20 protein-coding genes are annotated in these 18,660 nt (G+C 45.4%); 18 read left to right on the top strand and 2 right to left on the bottom strand.

Annotated features, from left to right (window positions below):
• Positions 1–53 precede the first annotated feature (53 nt).
• The gene (mnmE, locus tag DN730_RS04715; protein ID WP_115466962.1) at positions 54–1,433 is read left to right on the top strand and encodes a tRNA uridine-5-carboxymethylaminomethyl(34) synthesis GTPase MnmE; all 1,380 of its coding nucleotides are present in this window, start codon (positions 54–56) and stop codon (positions 1,431–1,433) included.
• Between the two features lie 61 nt (positions 1,434–1,494).
• Here the strand turns inward: mnmE and acuI are convergent, their stop codons facing one another.
• Positions 1,495–2,472, bottom strand: coding sequence for an acrylyl-CoA reductase (NADPH) (gene acuI / locus DN730_RS04710; protein WP_115466961.1), 978 nt, complete (start codon positions 2,470–2,472; stop codon positions 1,495–1,497).
• A gap of 777 nt (positions 2,473–3,249) precedes the next feature.
• On the opposite strand from acuI, the gene mnmG reads away from it, so the two are divergent.
• From mnmG to atpC, 14 genes are all read left to right on the top strand, one after another.
• Positions 3,250–5,139 (top strand): tRNA uridine-5-carboxymethylaminomethyl(34) synthesis enzyme MnmG, encoded by a 1,890-nt coding sequence (gene mnmG / locus DN730_RS04705; RefSeq protein WP_115466960.1) that lies wholly within the window; start codon positions 3,250–3,252, stop codon positions 5,137–5,139.
• Between the two features lie 37 nt (positions 5,140–5,176).
• Positions 5,177–5,803, top strand: a complete 627-nt coding sequence (gene rsmG / locus DN730_RS04700) for a 16S rRNA (guanine(527)-N(7))-methyltransferase RsmG (protein ID WP_115466959.1) — start codon at positions 5,177–5,179, stop codon at positions 5,801–5,803.
• Positions 5,804–5,807: 4 nt separating this feature from the next.
• A complete protein-coding gene (locus tag DN730_RS04695; protein WP_115466958.1) occupies positions 5,808–6,578 on the top strand; it encodes a ParA family protein in 771 nt (256 codons plus the stop codon).
• Positions 6,579–6,611: 33 nt separating this feature from the next.
• Positions 6,612–7,502: a ParB/RepB/Spo0J family partition protein gene (locus DN730_RS04690; RefSeq protein WP_115466957.1), complete on the top strand. Its 891-nt coding sequence runs from the start codon at positions 6,612–6,614 to the stop codon at positions 7,500–7,502.
• A 175-nt stretch (positions 7,503–7,677) separates the two neighbouring features.
• Positions 7,678–8,082: an ATP synthase subunit I gene (locus tag DN730_RS04685; RefSeq protein ID WP_115466956.1), complete on the top strand. Its 405-nt coding sequence runs from the start codon at positions 7,678–7,680 to the stop codon at positions 8,080–8,082.
• 48 nt (positions 8,083–8,130) lie between these two features.
• Positions 8,131–8,952 (top strand): F0F1 ATP synthase subunit A, encoded by an 822-nt coding sequence (gene atpB / locus DN730_RS04680; protein WP_115466955.1) that lies wholly within the window; start codon positions 8,131–8,133, stop codon positions 8,950–8,952.
• 68 nt (positions 8,953–9,020) lie between these two features.
• Positions 9,021–9,278, top strand: coding sequence for a F0F1 ATP synthase subunit C (gene atpE, locus DN730_RS04675; protein ID WP_067035513.1), 258 nt, complete (start codon positions 9,021–9,023; stop codon positions 9,276–9,278).
• A 60-nt stretch (positions 9,279–9,338) separates the two neighbouring features.
• Complete coding sequence (locus tag DN730_RS04670) at positions 9,339–9,809, top strand: F0F1 ATP synthase subunit B (RefSeq protein ID WP_115466954.1); 471 nt, start codon at positions 9,339–9,341, stop codon at positions 9,807–9,809.
• Positions 9,810–9,820: 11 nt separating this feature from the next.
• The gene (locus tag DN730_RS04665) at positions 9,821–10,357 is read left to right on the top strand and encodes a F0F1 ATP synthase subunit delta (protein ID WP_115466953.1); all 537 of its coding nucleotides are present in this window, start codon (positions 9,821–9,823) and stop codon (positions 10,355–10,357) included.
• 36 nt (positions 10,358–10,393) lie between these two features.
• A complete protein-coding gene (atpA, locus tag DN730_RS04660; protein WP_115466952.1) occupies positions 10,394–11,938 on the top strand; it encodes a F0F1 ATP synthase subunit alpha in 1,545 nt (514 codons plus the stop codon).
• Positions 11,939–12,016: 78 nt separating this feature from the next.
• Positions 12,017–12,877, top strand: coding sequence for a F0F1 ATP synthase subunit gamma (atpG, locus tag DN730_RS04655; protein ID WP_115466951.1), 861 nt, complete (start codon positions 12,017–12,019; stop codon positions 12,875–12,877).
• A 28-nt stretch (positions 12,878–12,905) separates the two neighbouring features.
• Positions 12,906–14,282, top strand: a complete 1,377-nt coding sequence (atpD, locus tag DN730_RS04650; RefSeq protein ID WP_115466950.1) for a F0F1 ATP synthase subunit beta — start codon at positions 12,906–12,908, stop codon at positions 14,280–14,282.
• A 60-nt stretch (positions 14,283–14,342) separates the two neighbouring features.
• Positions 14,343–14,762: a F0F1 ATP synthase subunit epsilon gene (locus tag DN730_RS04645; protein ID WP_115466949.1), complete on the top strand. Its 420-nt coding sequence runs from the start codon at positions 14,343–14,345 to the stop codon at positions 14,760–14,762.
• A gap of 163 nt (positions 14,763–14,925) precedes the next feature.
• Entirely contained in the window at positions 14,926–15,378 is a 453-nt protein-coding gene (gene atpC, locus DN730_RS04640) for an ATP synthase F1 subunit epsilon (protein ID WP_115466948.1), read from the top strand.
• 9 nt (positions 15,379–15,387) lie between these two features.
• Here the strand turns inward: atpC and DN730_RS04635 are convergent, their stop codons facing one another.
• Positions 15,388–16,128, bottom strand: a complete 741-nt coding sequence (locus tag DN730_RS04635) for a TrmB family transcriptional regulator (RefSeq protein ID WP_115466947.1) — start codon at positions 16,126–16,128, stop codon at positions 15,388–15,390.
• Positions 16,129–16,326: 198 nt separating this feature from the next.
• Here DN730_RS04635 and tcdA point away from each other — a divergent pair, with 198 nt between their 5' ends.
• The 3 genes from tcdA (at position 16,327) to DN730_RS04620 (ending at position 18,646) form a co-directional block, all read left to right on the top strand.
• The gene (gene tcdA / locus DN730_RS04630) at positions 16,327–17,112 is read left to right on the top strand and encodes a tRNA cyclic N6-threonylcarbamoyladenosine(37) synthase TcdA (protein WP_115466946.1); all 786 of its coding nucleotides are present in this window, start codon (positions 16,327–16,329) and stop codon (positions 17,110–17,112) included.
• Positions 17,113–17,185: 73 nt separating this feature from the next.
• Positions 17,186–18,010: an AraC family transcriptional regulator gene (locus tag DN730_RS04625; RefSeq protein WP_115466945.1), complete on the top strand. Its 825-nt coding sequence runs from the start codon at positions 17,186–17,188 to the stop codon at positions 18,008–18,010.
• A gap of 51 nt (positions 18,011–18,061) precedes the next feature.
• The gene (locus tag DN730_RS04620) at positions 18,062–18,646 is read left to right on the top strand and encodes a LysE family translocator (RefSeq protein WP_115466944.1); all 585 of its coding nucleotides are present in this window, start codon (positions 18,062–18,064) and stop codon (positions 18,644–18,646) included.
• Positions 18,647–18,660 lie beyond the last annotated feature (14 nt).

Genomic DNA, 18,660 nt, shown 5'->3' with positions numbered 1-18,660 from the left:
TCGTTTACGCCTTACACTAAACTTAATTAAATTTGCACTTAAGACGAGCCGTTATGTCCGATTTTCAGCAACTCATCGATCAAGACACCATTGTTGCCCAAGCGACTGCGCCAGGCCGAGGCGGTGTCGGTATTATCCGTTTATCTGGACGCAAAAGCTTAGCCATTGCTAAACAGATCATTGGCTTTGATCCAACACCACGCCATGCTCACTATGTCCCATTTAATGATCAAAATGGTGAGCAACTCGACGTTGGCATTGCGCTCTATTTTCCAGGCCCTAATTCATTCACAGGAGAAGATGTGTTTGAGCTACAGGGACATGGAGGCCCTGTAATAATGGACATGCTACTAAGTCGATGTGTTGCGCTAGGCGCACGTTTGGCTCGCCCTGGTGAGTTCTCTGAGCGAGCATTTTTGAATGACAAAATGGACTTAACTCAAGCGGAAGCAATCGCTGACTTAATTGATTCGTCGTCTGAGCAAGCGGCAAAATGTGCGCTAAGATCTTTGCAAGGGGCGTTCTCAAAACGCGTCGATGAATTAGTTGAAGCACTGATCCATTTACGCATTTATGTAGAAGCGGCTATCGACTTTCCTGAAGAAGAAATTGACTTCATTGGTGATGGTAAAGTGGCGGCACAACTGAAAGACATACGCGACAAACTCAACAGCGTCATGAAAGAAGCCAATCAAGGTGCGTTGTTACGCGAAGGGATGAGCGTCGTGATCGCAGGACGACCTAACGCTGGCAAATCCAGTTTACTTAATGCGCTATCAGGAAAGGACTCAGCTATCGTCACAGCGATTGAAGGGACCACCCGAGACGTCCTGAGAGAGCACATCCATCTAGATGGCATGCCTCTGCACATTATCGATACTGCGGGCCTTAGAGACAGCCCAGATGAAGTAGAGCGCATTGGTATTCAACGCGCTTGGGAAGAAATCCATAAAGCTGATCGGATTCTACTCATGGTTGATAGCCAATCGGTCGACTCCAATGATCCGAATGACATTTGGCCCGAATTTATGAGCCAACTTGCTTCTCGTGAACATTTGACGCTCGTACGCAACAAAGTTGACCTGACGAGAGAAGCCACAGGGTATGAAGACATTAACGGTTTACCAGTCATTTCATTATCAGCAAAAACGAATGACGGCATTGACGCTCTCACAACTCATCTTAAAAATGTCATGGGATTTGATAGCACAACAGAGGGTGGATTCATTGCACGCCGCCGCCACCTTGAAGCACTGCATAAAGCCAATCGTTACCTCGATGCTGGCTTTGAACAACTGCATGACTATGGGGCAGGAGAATTACTAGCAGAGGACTTGAAGGAAGCTCAGGAAGCGTTGAGTGAAATTACGGGCGCCTTTACTAGCGATGATTTACTAGGACGTATCTTTGGTTCATTCTGTATCGGTAAATAACGCTGACAACGCCCACAAATATAAAGTGGGCGTTTATCGTAGTTAATGTGTCTGATTCTTATCAAATGGAGACTATCACTCGGCCACGAATACTTCCGTCTAAGAGTTTATGAGCATACTCCACCACTTCTTCTAACCCAATATTAGCGCTAATTTGCTCTAAATCTTGATCATCCAGTAGCTCTCCAAGGCGGTCCCATGCCTTCTCACGATCAATGATGGGACGCATTACACTGTCAATCCCATATAGTGTAATACCGCGCAAAATAAAAGGAGCGACAGAAGCAGGGAAATCCATACCTTGTGCCAAACCACAAGCGGTCACTGCACCACCATATTTCACGCTGGCACAAGCGTTTGCCAAAGTATGACTACCAACGCAATCTACCACACCCGCCCAACGTTCTTTTTGCAGCGGTTTACCTGAATTGGATAATTCAGAGCGGTCTATCACATCACTCGCTCCAAGCTGCTTTAAATAATCTGACTCATGCAGACGTCCAGTGCTGGCAACCACATCAAAGCCCAGTTTACTTAAAATGCGGATAGCATAACTCCCAACACCACCATTTGCTCCTGTAACTAAAATAGGCCCATGAGAAGGAGTGATACCATGCTTTTCCAACGCCATAACACTTAACATTGCTGTGTAACCGGCCGTACCAATGGCCATGGCCTGTTGAGCATTGAAAGCACTCGGAAGTGAAATCAGCCAATCGCTGTTTAAGCTCGCTTGCTCTGCCAATCCACCCCAATGCGTTTCACCCACACCAAACCCATTCAGTAAAACGTGATCACCGACTTTAAAGCGGTCACTTTGCGACGTCAGCACTTCGCCCACTAAATCGATCCCAGGCACCATAGGAAATTGTCTCACGACTGGTGATCGGCCTGTGATAGCTAGCGCATCTTTATAATTTAATGTGCTTGCTATCACAGCAACTTGCACATCTCCTTCTGGTAACTGCTTCGGATCTATCTGGGTTACATTAGCCTGATAACCCTGTTCATCTTTACTAATCAGTACTGCTTTCACCATGGTTTTTCCTCGTTAGTCCATTCCTACACATAGCGGTTATTAGTAGTTGAACGTGTCATGTCTGCCATCATTCAGCAACCGTATTGCGCGTAAAAAATAAGTAACCTAAGTACTTACATTCTCTTCCTCTAGCACTGTAAAAAGTAGCAAGTATCAACGAAAAATCTATCCACAATTACGTGAAACGCTGTTTCTATGGGTTATCCACCTTATGAAACATTATCGGATCAATACGCGTTATGCACAAACCGAATTACAAACAGTGAAAAATATCGCAAAAAAATATAAGAAAATCATCTGTGGATTATTTTTTTCAAAAAGACCTGTATGGATACCCAAAAAAAGCGATATTTTTTATTTAAATCAATTAGTTATTAACATTTAAAATCCAAAAACCACCTGTGGAAAAGAACGGTAATAAGTGAATAAGAAGTTTTGCACAGGTTTTAACAACTCTTACTTCAAATTTCCATCATGTATAACTCACCTATTTATACACAGGGTATGATTATCCACAACACAGGGATATGCGTTGGTACCTAACATGTTGTTATCGACATAAAGCATTGATATATAGGTTTTTTTGTAAATTACTAACAGATTTAGACTTACTATATAAATAACTTAAGATTAAGAAAGACATATAATACTATTCTATTCTTATTAATGATGACCGGGGAAAGCGACGGAGTCTCTCTTTCAATTTGAGATTTAGTCGATATACTAGGCGCCCTAATTCATGAACTGTTCGTTTTTTATTCATTTATCGAGGTCTGTGTGGATTTCCCAACTCGCTTTGATGTGATTGTGGTTGGCGGTGGCCATGCTGGTACCGAAGCCGCTCTTGCTGCAGCACGCATGGGTGTAAAAACCCTTTTATTGACTCACAATATCGAAACGCTGGGACAAATGTCTTGTAACCCAGCTATTGGTGGTATTGGGAAGTCCCACTTAGTAAAAGAAATTGACGCTTTGGATGGGGCAATGGCGCTTGCAACAGACAAGGCAGGTATTCAATTTCGAACTCTGAATAGCCGAAAGGGACCAGCTGTTCGAGCGACCCGAGCACAAGCTGATCGCATATTATATAAAGCTGCAATCAGAGAAATGTTGGAAAACCAGCCAAATCTTTGGCTTTTTCAACAGTCTTGCGAAGATTTAATTGTAGAACAAGGTGCCGCACGCGGTGTTATCACACAAAGTGGTATTCAATTCCGCGCTAAAACAGTGGTACTGACAACTGGTACGTTCCTTGGCGGTATCATCCATGTTGGCATGCAAAATTACTCTGGTGGTCGAGCAGGTGATCCTGCATCGCTTGGCTTAGCCGAAAAATTACGGGCATTGCCATTTCGAATAGATCGACTCAAAACGGGTACCCCTCCAAGAATCGATGCTCGGTCAGTGGATTTTTCCTTAATGCAAGCACAGCCTGGTGATGACATTACACCTGTTATGTCTTACATGGGGAATCGAAGCTTACACCCGCAGCAAATCAATTGTTTTATCACGCATACCAACGAACGTACGCATGACATTATCCGTGCTGGAATGGACCGATCGCCAATGTATTCTGGTGTGATAGAAGGTGTAGGGCCACGTTACTGTCCATCCATTGAAGATAAAATAGTACGTTTTGCGGATAAAGATTCTCATCAGGTATTTATTGAACCTGAAGGGTTAACCACACATGAGTTGTACCCAAATGGCGTATCAACATCATTACCATTTGATGTACAGCTGGATTTGATTCGATCCATGAAAGGTATGGAAAATGCCCATATTACTCGTCCAGGGTATGCCATAGAGTATGACTATTTTAATCCTCAAGATCTAAAATACTCTCTTGAAACAAAGCATATGGAAGGGTTGTTCTTCGCAGGTCAGATTAATGGCACCACTGGGTATGAAGAAGCCGGTGCTCAAGGGCTTTTAGCCGGTATGAATGCGGCACTTCAAGCACAGGGTAAAGACAGTTGGACGCCTCGTCGTGATGAAGCGTATCTAGGTGTGTTAGTTGATGACCTGATTACTATGGGTACCAAAGAGCCTTATCGCATGTTTACCAGTCGTGCTGAATATCGTTTGATCTTACGTGAAGACAATGCCGATATTCGATTGACAGAAAAAGGTCGAGAAGTTGGCTTAGTCTCGGACGAGCGTTGGGCGGCATTTTGTGAGAAGCGTGAAGCGATTGAGAAAGAAACTCAGCGTATGAAGACGTCTTGGATTGTGCCCAACACTCCAGAAGCTGAAGCCATTAATCCTAAGCTAGAGACACCAATCAGTCACGAATACAGTTTGTTGGATCTATTAAAGCGTCCAGGTGTTGAGTATTCAGATGTGGCACACTTGAAAAATGCGCCTGAGACGCCGGTTGCTGAGCAAGTGTCGGAGCAAGTACAGATCTCGGTAAAGTATGCGGGCTATATTGCGCGTCAAGCTGACGATATTGAACGAATGCGTCGCCAAGAGAATACTGTTTTGCCGGCTGATTTGGACTATACGGCCATTGATGGTCTATCTAATGAGGTGAAACAAAAACTTCAAGAAGCTCGTCCTGAGTCGCTTGCAGCCGCATCCCGTATACAAGGGGTAACGCCTGCTGCAGTATCTTTACTGTTAGTGCATTTGAAAAAACGTGCGATAAGCCGTAAAAGTGCCTAGAATCAGCGACCATTAGATTGCTTTTCTAGGAACCATCGTGAGTTATTTTGAAACCCTCAAGTGGGGCGCCGATAAAATGGGCGTCTCACTTTCTAATCACACCATCGAACAGCTTGTACAGTATTTAGACATGCTGCAAAAATGGAATAAGGCGTATAATCTGACGGCTATTCGCGACGCTGATAAAATGGTGTCATTGCATTTGCTGGACAGTCTTGCCACCTTACCATTCATAACTGGCCAAAATATCATTGATGTCGGCACCGGCCCAGGACTTCCCGGAATGGTTCTTGCTATCTGTTTACCAGATAAAAACTTCACGCTGTTAGATAGCAATGGCAAAAAAACACGTTTTCTAACCCAAGTTAAGATGGAAATGGGATTGTCGAATGTCTCCGTTGCCAATGAACGTGTCGAAAAGCATGCTCGTCAAGGGGAGTACGATCATGTGACATCGCGAGCGTTTGCATCATTAGAAGACATGATCAACTGGTGTTTACCATTGCCGTCAGCAAATGGTAATTTTTTAGCGATGAAAGGGGTGTACCCTGAAGATGAGTTATTGCAGTTGCCTGATACGGTTACTGTTCAAACGATTCAACCACTGAGTGTTCCCACCATAGACGCTGAACGTCATATGGTAATCATGACCCGCAAAGGATAAAAACATGGCGCGAATCATCGCAGTGACTAATCAAAAAGGTGGCGTCGGTAAAACGACTACATGTGTTAACCTCGCAGCCTCATTGAGTGCGATGAAGCGACGGGTGCTTTTGATTGACTTAGACCCACAAGGCAATGCGACCACAGGGAGTGGGTTACATAAAGATGAGCTGCAAACGTCAGTATTTGATGTATTGGTTGGCACTCACAGTGTTAAAGATGTCATGGTTTTTAGTGAAGCAGCGGGTTATACAGTTCTGCCTGCGAATGGGGATTTAACAGGCGCTGAAGTGGCGTTACTGGATTTGCCCAGCAAAGAAACACGTTTGCGGGCGGGGCTCTATGAAGTCGAAAGCGAATTTGACTATGTATTGCTTGATTGCCCTCCTTCATTAAACATGCTTACTGTCAACGCATTGGCAGCAGCACAAGGCGTTCTCATTCCGGTGCAATGCGAATACTATGCGTTAGAAGGGTTATCTGCATTACTGCAGACCATCGAAACTATTACGACGGCTCTTAATCCATCGCTTGCTATCGAAGGAATACTTCGTACTATGTACGACCCTCGCCCGAGCTTAACTCATGACGTCTCGACTCAACTGGTCGAGCATTTTGGTGAAAAAGTATTTGATACGGTTATTCCGCGTAATATTCGCTTAGCCGAAGCGCCAAGTTATGGGTTACCGGTATTGCATTATGAAAAGCAGTCTCGTGGGGCCGTCGCTTACCTAGCGTTGGCCGGAGAGTTTATTCGTAAGCGTGCTGCTGCTTAATTGAGCTTTGCTCGTAAAAAAGGTTTATAGACTATGACGATGAAAAAACGTGGTTTGGGACGTGGCCTAGATGCCTTGTTGGCTCCCAAATCGGCTCCTGCGCAAGACGATGAAGGCAGTGTTGAGGCTAACGAACCCATTCAAGGGCTGACGTATCTTCCTGTTGATTGGTTAAGTAAGGGGAAATTTCAGCCTCGTCGTGATATGAACCCGAACCAATTAGATGAATTGGCTAATTCGATTCGAAATCAAGGCATCATGCAACCCATTGTTGTTCGGCCGATTGGTGATCAACGTTATGAAATAATCGCAGGTGAGCGTCGCTGGCGCGCCGCTCGAATTGCAGGGTTAGATAAAGTACCGGTTATCATTCGTCACGTAGAAGACGCTGATGCTATCGTACTGGCTCTCATTGAGAATATTCAGCGAGAAGACCTCAATCCCGTGGAAGAAGCTATGGCTTTGCAGCGCTTAGTGGATGAGTTTAGCTTAACGCAGCAGCAAGTCGCTGATACCGTTGGGAAATCACGCTCAGGTGTCGCAAATACGTTACGGTTATTGAATTTAACCCCAGAGGTTCGGCGTCTACTGGAGCATGGCGATATAGAAATGGGTCATGCTCGAGCATTACTTGGTTTGGATGCTGAATTACAGACGCAAGCCGCGTCGACTGTGATTACTCAATCATTGTCTGTGCGTGATACTGAAAAGTTAGTTAAAGCCTATCAAAATCCACCACGTGAAACCGGAAGTGCTCCTCAACTTCCTGATTACAGCGCCCATGCCTCAAGAATTGCTGAAAAAATTCAGTCAAATGTAAAAATTCAACCCAGTGCGAAAGGGAAGGGGAAATTGGTTATCGAATATCGGGATCAAGCACATCTAGAGATGATGATGGCTGAATTATTTGATCTGAACCAATAAATGCACAGTATTAAGGCTGTCTTTTTATAATCATTGTACGAATAGTGCGTTATCTATGCGGTGTTTGTATTGAACCGCCTCAATATAACCCATATAATGCCTCGGATTTTAAATTTGATCACATTATATGCGTATTTAATGTCATGTATTGGTGCATCAAGTTAGGGGAAGTTCGATGACACATAATAAGCCGCTGAGCGCGAGTGCTTTATTGGCCGCGAAAAAGCGGGCTGTGTTTCGATTTGTCGGTTTGCAGTTAGTACTGGCTTTTTTCCTAAGCGTGGGAATTTTTGTGATCTTTGATGGTCTACACGCGTACTCTTTTTTGGCTGGGGCATTGGCCAGCGTTTTACCAAGTTTATATATGGCATGGCGAGTATTTGGTCATGCTGGGACGCGAGCTGCGAAAGACGTAGTGAGGTCATTTTATCGAGGCGAAGCAGGTAAGCTGGTTCTTACAGCATTGTTATTAATGGCTGTATTCATATTTATCAAACCACTGTCTGCTGGAGCACTTTTTGCTGGCTTCGGAATTGCAATTTTGAGTCATTGGCTCAGCCCTCTGCTGCTTAAACATTGAGCGTCAGATGGGAACGGTTTTAATCATTGAAAGAGTGTGGATGTAAATATGGCAAGTGAAAATCTCACAGCGTCAAGCTACATACAGCACCACCTTCAGAATCTGACCTACGGTCAACATCCTGATGGTACGTGGGGCATTGCTCACGGTGCTGAAGAAGCTGCGGCAATGGGGTTCTGGGCGATTCACCTGGACACTATGTTGTTCTCGATCGGCTTAGGTATTCTGTTCCTTTGGTTGTTTCGTAAAGCAGCTAAAAAAGTTTCAGTTGATACACCTTCTGGCCTACAGAACTTTGTTGAAATGATGGTGGAGTTCGTTGACCAGAGTGTCAAAGAAACATTTCATGGTAAAAACAAAGTAATTGCGCCGCTAGCGTTAACTATCTTCGTTTGGGTATTCCTAATGAACTTGATGGACTTGGTTCCGGTAGACTTTTTACCGCACCTAGCCACGTTATTAGGTGTTCCTTATTTCCGTGTGGTTCCTACGACGGACTTAAACGCGACCCTTGGTATGTCTATTTCTGTCTTCATTTTGATTGTCTACTACAGCATCAAAGTGAAAGGCGTGAGCGGATTTGTTGGTGAATTGACGTTACAACCTTTCGGTAAGTGGATGATTCCATTCAATTTACTACTAGAAGGTGTAGGTCTGTTGGCCAAACCAGTTTCTCTAGCATTACGACTTTTCGGTAACTTGTATGCTGGTGAATTGATCTTCATCTTGATCGCGATCTTGCCTTGGGGCATTCAATGGGCGTTGTCTGTGCCTTGGGCGATCTTCCACATTCTAGTCATCGTGTTGCAAGCATTTATCTTTATGATGCTGACAATCGTATACTTGAGTATGGCGCACGAAGATCACTAAGAACGCGTTGATTTATAACGATTTTGTAAACCTTGAAATCTTAAAAACTGTGAAAATTAGGAGTTAAAATGGAAACTGTAGTTGGTCTAACCGCTGTAGCTGTAGCCCTTCTTATCGGTCTTGGTGCCCTAGGTACTGCGATTGGTTTTGGTCTACTTGGTGGTAAATTCTTGGAAGGCGCTGCGCGTCAACCAGAAATGGTTCCAATGCTGCAAGTAAAAATGTTCATCGTAGCGGGTCTTCTTGATGCTGTAACAATGATCGGTGTTGGTATCGCTTTGTTCTTCACTTTTGCGAACCCATTCGTTGCTCAGGTTGCTGGCTAATACATCGCTTATACAAAGTAAGTGATCTATTTTTTGAACGACTAGAGCGAGGATATTTGCGTGAATATTAATCTCACACTGATAGGCCAAGCTATCTCGTTTGCTATTTTTGTGTGGTTCTGCATGAAGTTTGTGTGGCCACCAATCATTGCTGCGCTCGAAGAGCGTAGCAAGAAAATTGCAGACGGTTTGGATGCAGCTAACCGTGCTGAACGTGATCTAGAGCTAGCTCAAGAAAAAGCTACTCAACAATTACGCGAAAGCAAGGAACAAGCGGCCGAGATTATTGAACAAGCCAACAAACGTGCTAACCAAATCATTGACGAAGCGAAAGAGCAAGCGCTAGCAGACGGCAAACGCCTACGCGATGCAGCGCAAGCAGAGATCGAGCAAGATGTCGTACGTGCTAAAGAAGCACTACGTAGTCAAGTTTCTACTCTAGCTCTTGCCGGTGCGGAGAAGATTTTGGGCGCCAGTGTTGACGAAAAAGCACACAGCGAGATCGTTGAACAACTCGCCAAAGAGCTATAAGCGAGGGTCCTATGGCTGAATTAAAAACAGTCGCGCGACCATACGCCAAAGCCGCTTTTGAAGTCGCTCGTGAGCATGGCCAAGTTGCTGAGTGGGCCAATATGCTAAGCATATTGGCTTCTGCTACAACTGAATCCAAGCTTAAAAAAGCGCTTCAAAATCCAGCTTTTAGTGCGCAAGAGAAGGCAACAGCTCTAGCGGAAGTGTGCAATGAAGTGATTACTGAGCAAGGCAAAGCGTATTTGCTAAGCCTTGCACAGAATAAGCGTCTAACGCTTATTCCAGCAATCTCTGAGTTATTTGAGCAGTTCAAGCTGAACTACGAAAAAGCGGTTAATGTCGTGGTGACATCTGCTTTTGACTTATCAGCTGAACAAGAGCAAACACTGGCCGCTTCATTGGGTACAAAATTAGATCGTAAGATCAATTTAACCAGTGAAACAGACGCAAGCCTTATTGGTGGCGTGGTAATCCGTACTGGTGATTTAATCATCGACGGTTCAGTACGCGGAAAACTGGCGAAACTGGCCGAAGCGATAAACTCCTAAGGTTTCATTCGCGAAACCAGGGTTGAGGAATTTAGCATGCAGCAACTGAATCCATCTGAGATCAGCGAGATCATTAAGAAGCGTATCGAAACACTTGATGTAGCTTCAGATGCCCAGAATGAGGGCACAATTGTCAGCGTTGCAGACGGTATCGTATTGATCCACGGTCTAGCTGACGTAATGTACGGGGAAATGATTGAATTCCCTGGTGGTGTCTTTGGTATGGCATTGAACCTAGAGCGTGACTCTGTCGGTGCCGTAGTACTAGGTGACTACCAAGACCTTGTAGAAGGTCAAAAAGCAAAATGTACTGGTCGTATTCTTGAAGTACCAGTTGGTCCTGAACTACTAGGCCGCGTTGTAGACGCGCTTGGTAATCCTATTGACGGCAAAGGCGCTGTCGATGCGAAACTAACGGATGCAGTTGAAAAAGTTGCTCCGGGCGTTATCGCTCGTCAAGGTGTTGATCAGCCAGTGCAAACTGGTTACAAAGCGATTGACTCCATGGTGCCAATCGGTCGTGGTCAGCGTGAGTTGATCATCGGTGACCGTCAAATCGGTAAGACTGCTCTTGCAATCGACACTATCATTGCTCAGAAAGATTCTGGCATTAAGTGTGTCTACGTTGCGATCGGTCAAAAACAATCTACTATTGCGAACGTAGTACGTAAGCTAGAAGAACATGGCGCATTGGAATACACGACTATCGTTGCAGCGGGTGCATCTGACCCAGCGGCGATGCAGTTCCTAGCACCATACTCTGGTTGTTCTATGGGCGAATACTTCCGTGACCGCGGTGAAGATGCGTTGATCGTATTTGATGACTTGACGAAACAAGCTTGGGCTTACCGTCAAATCTCATTGCTACTTCGTCGTCCACCAGGTCGTGAAGCTTACCCTGGTGATGTATTCTACTTGCACTCTCGTCTACTTGAGCGTGCATCTCGTGTAAGCGTAGATTACGTAGAAAAATTCACCAACGGTGAAGTGAAAGGTCAAACAGGTTCTTTGACTGCGCTACCAATCATCGAGACTCAAGGTGGTGACGTATCAGCGTTCGTACCAACGAACGTTATCTCCATCACTGACGGTCAGATCTTCCTAGAAACGAGCTCATTCAACGCGGGTATCCGTCCTGCAATGAACGCTGGTATCTCGGTATCTCGTGTAGGTGGTGCAGCGCAAACGAAAATCATCAAGAAGCTTGGCGGCGGTATTCGTCTAGCCCTTGCTCAGTACCGTGAATTGGCGGCTTTCGCCCAGTTCGCTTCTGACCTTGATGATGCGACTCGTAAGCAACTTGAGCACGGTAAGCAAGTAACTGAATTGATGAAGCAACCACAATTCAGTCCAATGTCGGTTGGTGACATGGGCGTAATCCTTTACGCTGCCAACGAAGGCTACCTTGCGGATGTTGAAACAAGCAAAATTGCCAGCTTTGAAAATGCATTGTTGGGCTACATGAACAGCGAACACGCTGACTTGATGGCTGACATCAACAAAACTGGTAAGTATAACGACGAAATCGCTGACACATTTAAGTCTGCGATTGAGAAGTTTAAAGCGACGCAAACTTGGTAATGACTTGGTGGTTAGCTCGCTAACCACCAATCATCTCTGCAGTTTGTGAATTAACATTCTCACAAGGGCAGGTCTAATATGGCAGTCGGAAAAGAGATACGCGCTCAGATTGGGAGCATTAACAATACGCGAAAAATTACCCGTGCTATGGAAAAAGTAGCGGCGAGTAAAACGCGTAAGGCTCAGGATCGTATGGCCTCTTCTCGTCCGTATGCAGAACGCATTCGTCAGGTGATTGGTCACTTAGCAAATGCGAATCCTGAGTATAAGCACCGTTACCTAACCGAGCGTGAAGTCAAGCGAGTTGGTTACGTCATCGTATCCAGTGACCGTGGTTTGTGTGGTGGCTTGAACGTGAATGCGTTTAAAGCTGCTATGAAAGACATGAAGCAATATGTTGAAGCAGGGGTTGAAGTTGAAATCTGTGCTGTTGGCTCGAAAGCTGTGTCTTTTTTCAAAAACTACGGTGGCAATGTAGCTGCAGCGGTAACTGGCCTAGGCGATGCTCCAGAAGCATCAAGCTTGGTTGGTAGTGTGAAGGTTATGTTGGATGCGTTTGATGAGGGTCGCATCGACCGTCTAGTTTTGGTGTCTAACACATTTGTTAACACCATGACTCAGAAACCATGTGTCGAGCAACTTTTGCCGCTACAAGCAGAAGAAAATGCGAAACTGAAGCACCACTGGGACTACTTGTACGAGCCTGATGCAGTTGAGATCTTAAACGATCTATTGGTTCGTTACATTGAATCTCAAGTGTACCAAGCCGTTGTTGAAAACATTGCGTGTGAACAAGCCGCTCGAATGCTGGCTATGAAAAACGCAACGGACAACGCGGGCGAAATCATTAATGAATTGCAGTTGGTATACAACAAGGCACGTCAGGCAGCCATTACTCAGGAAATTTCTGAGATTGTTGGCGGCGCGGCAGCGGTTTAGGTTTTTAAGGTATTAAGAGGATCCGAACATGAGTAGCGGACAAATCGTACAAATTATCGGTGCGGTTATTGACGTGGAATTCCCACGTGATAGCGTGCCAAAAGTATACGACGCCCTCACTATTGAGGGAAAAGAGTTGGTGTTGGAAGTTCAACAGCAACTAGGTGACGGTATTGTACGTACTATCGCCATGGGTTCTACCGAAGGTATGAAACGCGGACTAGAAGTTCAAAATACAGGCCACCCAGTATCTGTACCAGTTGGTACTAAGACGCTTGGCCGTATTATGGATGTTCTAGGTAACCCAATTGATGAAAAAGGTGCCATCGGTGAAGAAGAGCGTTGGTCTATCCACCGTTCAGCTCCTTCATACGCTGAGCAATCTTCAAGCAGTGAATTGCTTGAAACAGGTATCAAGGTAATCGACCTTGTTTGTCCTTTCGCGAAAGGTGGTAAAGTTGGTCTGTTTGGTGGTGCCGGTGTAGGTAAAACCGTAAACATGATGGAGCTTATCCGTAACATCGCGATCGAGCACAGCGGTTACTCTGTATTCGCAGGTGTTGGTGAGCGTACTCGTGAGGGTAACGACTTCTACCATGAGATGACTGATTCGAACGTAATCGATAAAGTATCTCTAGTATATGGTCAGATGAACGAGCCACCAGGTAACCGTCTACGTGTAGCATTGACTGGTCTTACAATGGCGGAAAAATTCCGTGATGAAGGTCGTGATGTACTATTCTTCGTTGATAACATCTACCGTTACACACTAGCGGGTACAGAAGTATCAGCGTTGCTAGGTCGTATGCCGTCTGCAGTAGGTTACCAGCCAACTCTTGCAGAAGAGATGGGTGTACTTCAAGAACGTATCACGTCTACTAAGACTGGCTCTATCACGTCTGTACAAGCGGTATACGTACCTGCCGATGACTTGACTGACCCATCTCCAGCGACAACGTTCTCTCACTTGGACGCAACCGTTGTATTGTCACGTGACATCGCTTCTTTGGGTATCTACCCAGCGATCGACCCACTAGACTCTACTTCACGTCAGCTTGACCCTCTAGTAATTGGTCAAGAGCACTATGACGTAGCGCGTGGCGTACAGATGGTTCTTCAACGTTACAAAGAGTTGAAAGACATCATTGCAATCTTGGGTATGGACGAGCTTTCTGAAGAAGATAAGCAGACAGTAAACCGCGCTCGTAAGATCCAGCGTTACTTGTCTCAACCTTTCTTCGTAGCGGAAGTATTCACTGGTTCTCCAGGTAAATACGTTTCTTTGAAAGACACAATTCGTGGCTTCCAAGGCATCCTAAACGGCGAATTCGACGAGCTTCCAGAGCAAGCGTTCTACATGATCGGTAGCATCGAAGAAGCTGTAGAGAAAGCTAAGAAACTTTAATCCACGCAGTGTCAGTGAGTGAAAGCTCACTGACAACGCCTGACTGAAAAGAGGCAACTTATGGCTATCACGGTACAATGCGATATCGTAAGCGCTGAACAAGAGATCTTCTCAGGTTCTGTTGAGACTCTTGTGGCTGCAGGTAGTTATGGCGATCTAGGTGTTTACCCAGGTCACGCGCCTTTGTTGACTACGTTGCAACCAGGCCCTGTTCGTGTGATTAAGCAAAACGGTGAAGAAGAGATTATCTTTGTCTCTGGTGGCTTCTTAGAAGTTCAACCTCATCGTGTAACTGTCTTAGCAGATACCGCTGTTCGTGCGAACGACCTTGATGAAGCGGCAGCACTTGAAGCGAAGAAACATGCTCAAGATCTGTTGGATCAGCAACATTCTGATTTGGACCTTAGCCGCGCAACGGCTGAATTGGCGGAAGCCGTAGCTCGTCTACGTACTATCCAACAATATCGTCAAAGCAAATAAGCTAGACGTTGTTCTGATCATAAAAAGCAGCCTTTGGCTGCTTTTTTTATGGCTATTATTTAACGGTTTACACGGTTCATTACATCAAGTTCGAAATTAATAGTGAAGTTGGATCGATTTCTGCATCGCAATATCACTATTACCGAATTTAAAGGGAGTTTTTATGAACCAAACCATTTATTTTGACATCGTAAGCCTTGATAGTAAGCTCTTTTCTAACAAGGTACGTCACATTGTCATATCGGCTAGCCACGGCGATTTAGAGATCCACCCTGGTCATGCGCCATTATTAACCCTTTTAAAACCGGGTCTTTCTAGAGTGGTGCATGTAGATGGGCGTGAGGAGGTTATCTACATATCTGGAGGTTTTATTGAAGTTCAGCCCCATCGAGTGATTGTGGTTGCGGATTTTGTCGAGCGCGAACTTCAGTTAGAGAAGCATAACGCCCGCGCAACCACGTTGCGAACTGAGACCTATCGCGAGCCAAAAAAGAGAGTACTTGGTCATCAGCAAACGTTAGAAGAGTTAACGGAAACTAGCGCCCGTTTGCGAGCAGTCTCTGAGAACCGTGAGCAAATACATATCTTTGGGAAGAAATCTCGTAAATCAGCTTAAAGAAATGCTTTAAAGTAAACGCCACAGAGTATCAAAAATAATCTGTTGAGCTTTAGCAATATCGTTAGATTCTAATACAACAGCCGAAGGAAAATTGTCTCGAGCAAGTGAGATAATGGCACACTTCGGTGGATAAATAGCGATGTAGCTAGCATCGACGGCACCATCGGTTTTAATCCACTTTCGCTCTGATAGCTCCGCATCTTCCCCCCCTTCACCTAATGCAATGACTTTTACATTAATGCCGAGTTTTACACGATGTTTTGTGTAAGTTGGAAAAGGCCGGTATAAGTATGGCCGAATAGGTTTTGACGAAAATACACAGTATTCTTTATGGTCTTGCTGAGACACCACGTTTAAAATATCGCGCAATACCCATTCGATACCATCATCTCCTTCGTAGTAACGCACGTCGGTGTGATGAAAAGTCGGCTGGGACTGTATCAAGCTTGGAATGATCGTATGTTTGAGAGAATCGATGGTCTTTTCAATATTTTGCTTACGCTCCTCGGCGAGGTTTAGCAAAATATCTGGGTTCTCCGCCATAAAGAAGCGGCGCTTGCCTTTCGGAAAGTAGCTGACAACTCCTTTATTTTGCAGTTGTTTGAGTGATTCATAAGCGGAGCCACGGTTCACACCAGATTGCTCGGCGATATCACGAATCGATGCTGGCCCCAATTTGAGCAGCGTTTGATACAGCGTGGTTTCACGTTCAGTGAGACCGAGTTGTTCTAAGACTTGATGCAGCATAAACCCTAATTAATCGTTAATAGCAGCCGCCAAAGGCGTGGTTGAATAGAGGCCTTAGTGACGCGCGTCTAAACATGACAGTATTGACATACGGACGTCCCTGCCTGCGAATGGCGTTGTGCTTGTCATGATTTAGACGCCGCTAGGCTAAGCCGTTATTCTGCCCTATCGGTGAGATTCTGCAAGGAGTTAACAAAAGTGAGTGATGATCAACGTTTTGGCGGCATTCGTCGTCTTTACGGACAAGTAGCCTATGACTTTTTCCAACAGGCCCATGTATGCGTAATTGGCATTGGCGGTGTTGGCTCATGGTGTGCCGAAGCGTTAGCTCGCTCAGGCATTGGTCAGATCACGTTGATTGATATGGACGATGTGTGTGTGACCAACACCAATCGCCAAATTCATGCCCTAGATGGAAACATCGGCAAAGCCAAGGTCGATGCCATGGCTGAGCGTATCAAGTTGATTAACCCAAGCTGCCAAGTTAACTGTGTCGAGGACTTTATCACGCCTGAAAACGTTGCTGAGTTGCTAGAGACACCGTTTGATTACGTGATTGATGCCATCGATAGTCTCAAGCCAAAAGCTGCTCTAGTCGCTTGGTGTAAGCGCAATAAACGTAAATTGATTACCGTGGGAGGCGCAGGCGGTCAGATGGATCCGACACAGATACAGATTGCTGATCTCTCACGTACCGAGCAAGATCCGCTCGCGGCCAAATTGCGTAACTTCCTACGTCGTCACTATAATTTCTCTCGAAATACCAAACGCCGCTTTGATATTGAGTGCGTCTATTCTTTAGAGCAACTTAAATATCCGCAACTTGATGGTACAGTCTGTGAACAGCGTCAAAAAGGGGATACAGAAACCAAGATGAATTGCGATACCGGCTTCGGTGCCAGCACCGTCGTCACGGCTACCTTTGGTTTTGTCGCGGTAGGGCGTGTGTTAGAGAAACTGGCGCAAAAGGCCAATCAAGCCTAAGCAATTTTTTACAAGAGTATTTTCTAATAAAGCTGGTAATGTGAGGCTAACGTCACGCTATCTAGGAGATCGGATGAACGCCAACGAATTCTGCAACGTTTATACCAGTCAGACCCTAGGCGGCTTAGAAATGATTGAAGCGCAGTTTACCGAGACGGTATTTGGTAAGCATGCTCATGCGGGCTTCGTTATCTCTGTGGTGGATGCTGGTGTGATGCATTTCAGTCACCGTGGAGAAAGCCATAATGCGTTACCCGGAGAACTTTCTATCGTAGCACCGGACGAATTGCACACGGGCTCGAAAGGAAGAGGCGAGGGTTGGCGCTATCGAGCGTTATACCCGTCCGAAGAGCGTATAAGAGCGCTAAACCAATCGTTGTTTGGCGTGGAACAGACACCTTATTTTCGTCAAAGTGTGATCACGGATGCGTGTTTAAGCCAGCAGATGCAAACCTTACTGCATAAGCTTGCACACGGTGCTGAAGCGTTGGATATTGAAGTGCATTGGGAAACGTTGCTGGTTAACCTATTGCGGCAATCCTTTTATCAAGGATCTGAGCCTAGATTCACGAAAGCACAATCTAATGTTGAGTTAGTACGAGATTGGTTAGCTGATCGTTATGACCAAAAAGTCTCCCTTGATTATGCGGCAGAGCTTGCGGGTATCAGCAAGTTTCATCTGATCAAAGAGTTCAAACGCCTCTATCAACTAACGCCACATCAGTATCAGATTCAGCAGCGTTTAAATCATGCTAGGGCCCAACTTAAACGCGGTATTAGCGCTGTGGACGTGGCGCTTAACTGCGGTTTTCATGATCAAAGCCACTTTAGCAAAGCCTTCGTTAGTACCATGGGAATTAGTCCAAGCGCTTATCAACAGCAATTTTTTACAAGATAGGGCTATGTGACGGAGTTAACCTAGCGACCTTAATCATTCAATGAGAGCGTTATGGAAAGTCAGTTAGCCTTTTTAGCCGTTTGTTTAGCGTCTGCCGCTTCCCCAGGACCTGGTGGTTTGGCTGTGGTCAGTAACAGTATTAATCACAACCTGCGTCGCACCTTACCGGTGATTTTTGGCATTGCTACCGGACTCTTGTTGGCGTCGTTATTAGCCAATACTTGGTTGCTGGCGGTGATTCACTCAAGTGAGTGGGCGTTTCAAATCATGACGTGGTTGTGCAGCGGTTACATCGCCTATTTAGGCGCGAAAGCCTTATACCAGGCTAACAGTAAAATGACGCTGGCTGCCCATGGGTACAGTTTTAAAAACGGTGTGTTGATCTCCTTACTGAACCCGAAAACGTTAGTATTTTTCGGGGCGTTGTTTCCGATGTTCATTCCCGACAGTGGACATTTCGTGCGCTACGCGACCTTATTAACGCTCGAGTTGGTACTGATCACGTTTCTGATTCATATCGTCATTGCTTCGGCGATCGATAAGGTATCGCACTTACTACAACACCACTTGGTCGCCATCAATCGCGCGACGGGCGTCATGTTTATTACCTTGGGTATCAGTGGCTTTATTGTCTAGTCGTCGGCAAGCGG

Source organism: Marinomonas piezotolerans (assembly GCF_003362755.1).
Lineage (GTDB): Bacteria > Pseudomonadota > Gammaproteobacteria > Pseudomonadales > Marinomonadaceae > Marinomonas > Marinomonas piezotolerans.
Note: the sequence above shows the minus strand (reverse complement) of the source record. Positions and strands in the feature narration are given on the sequence as shown.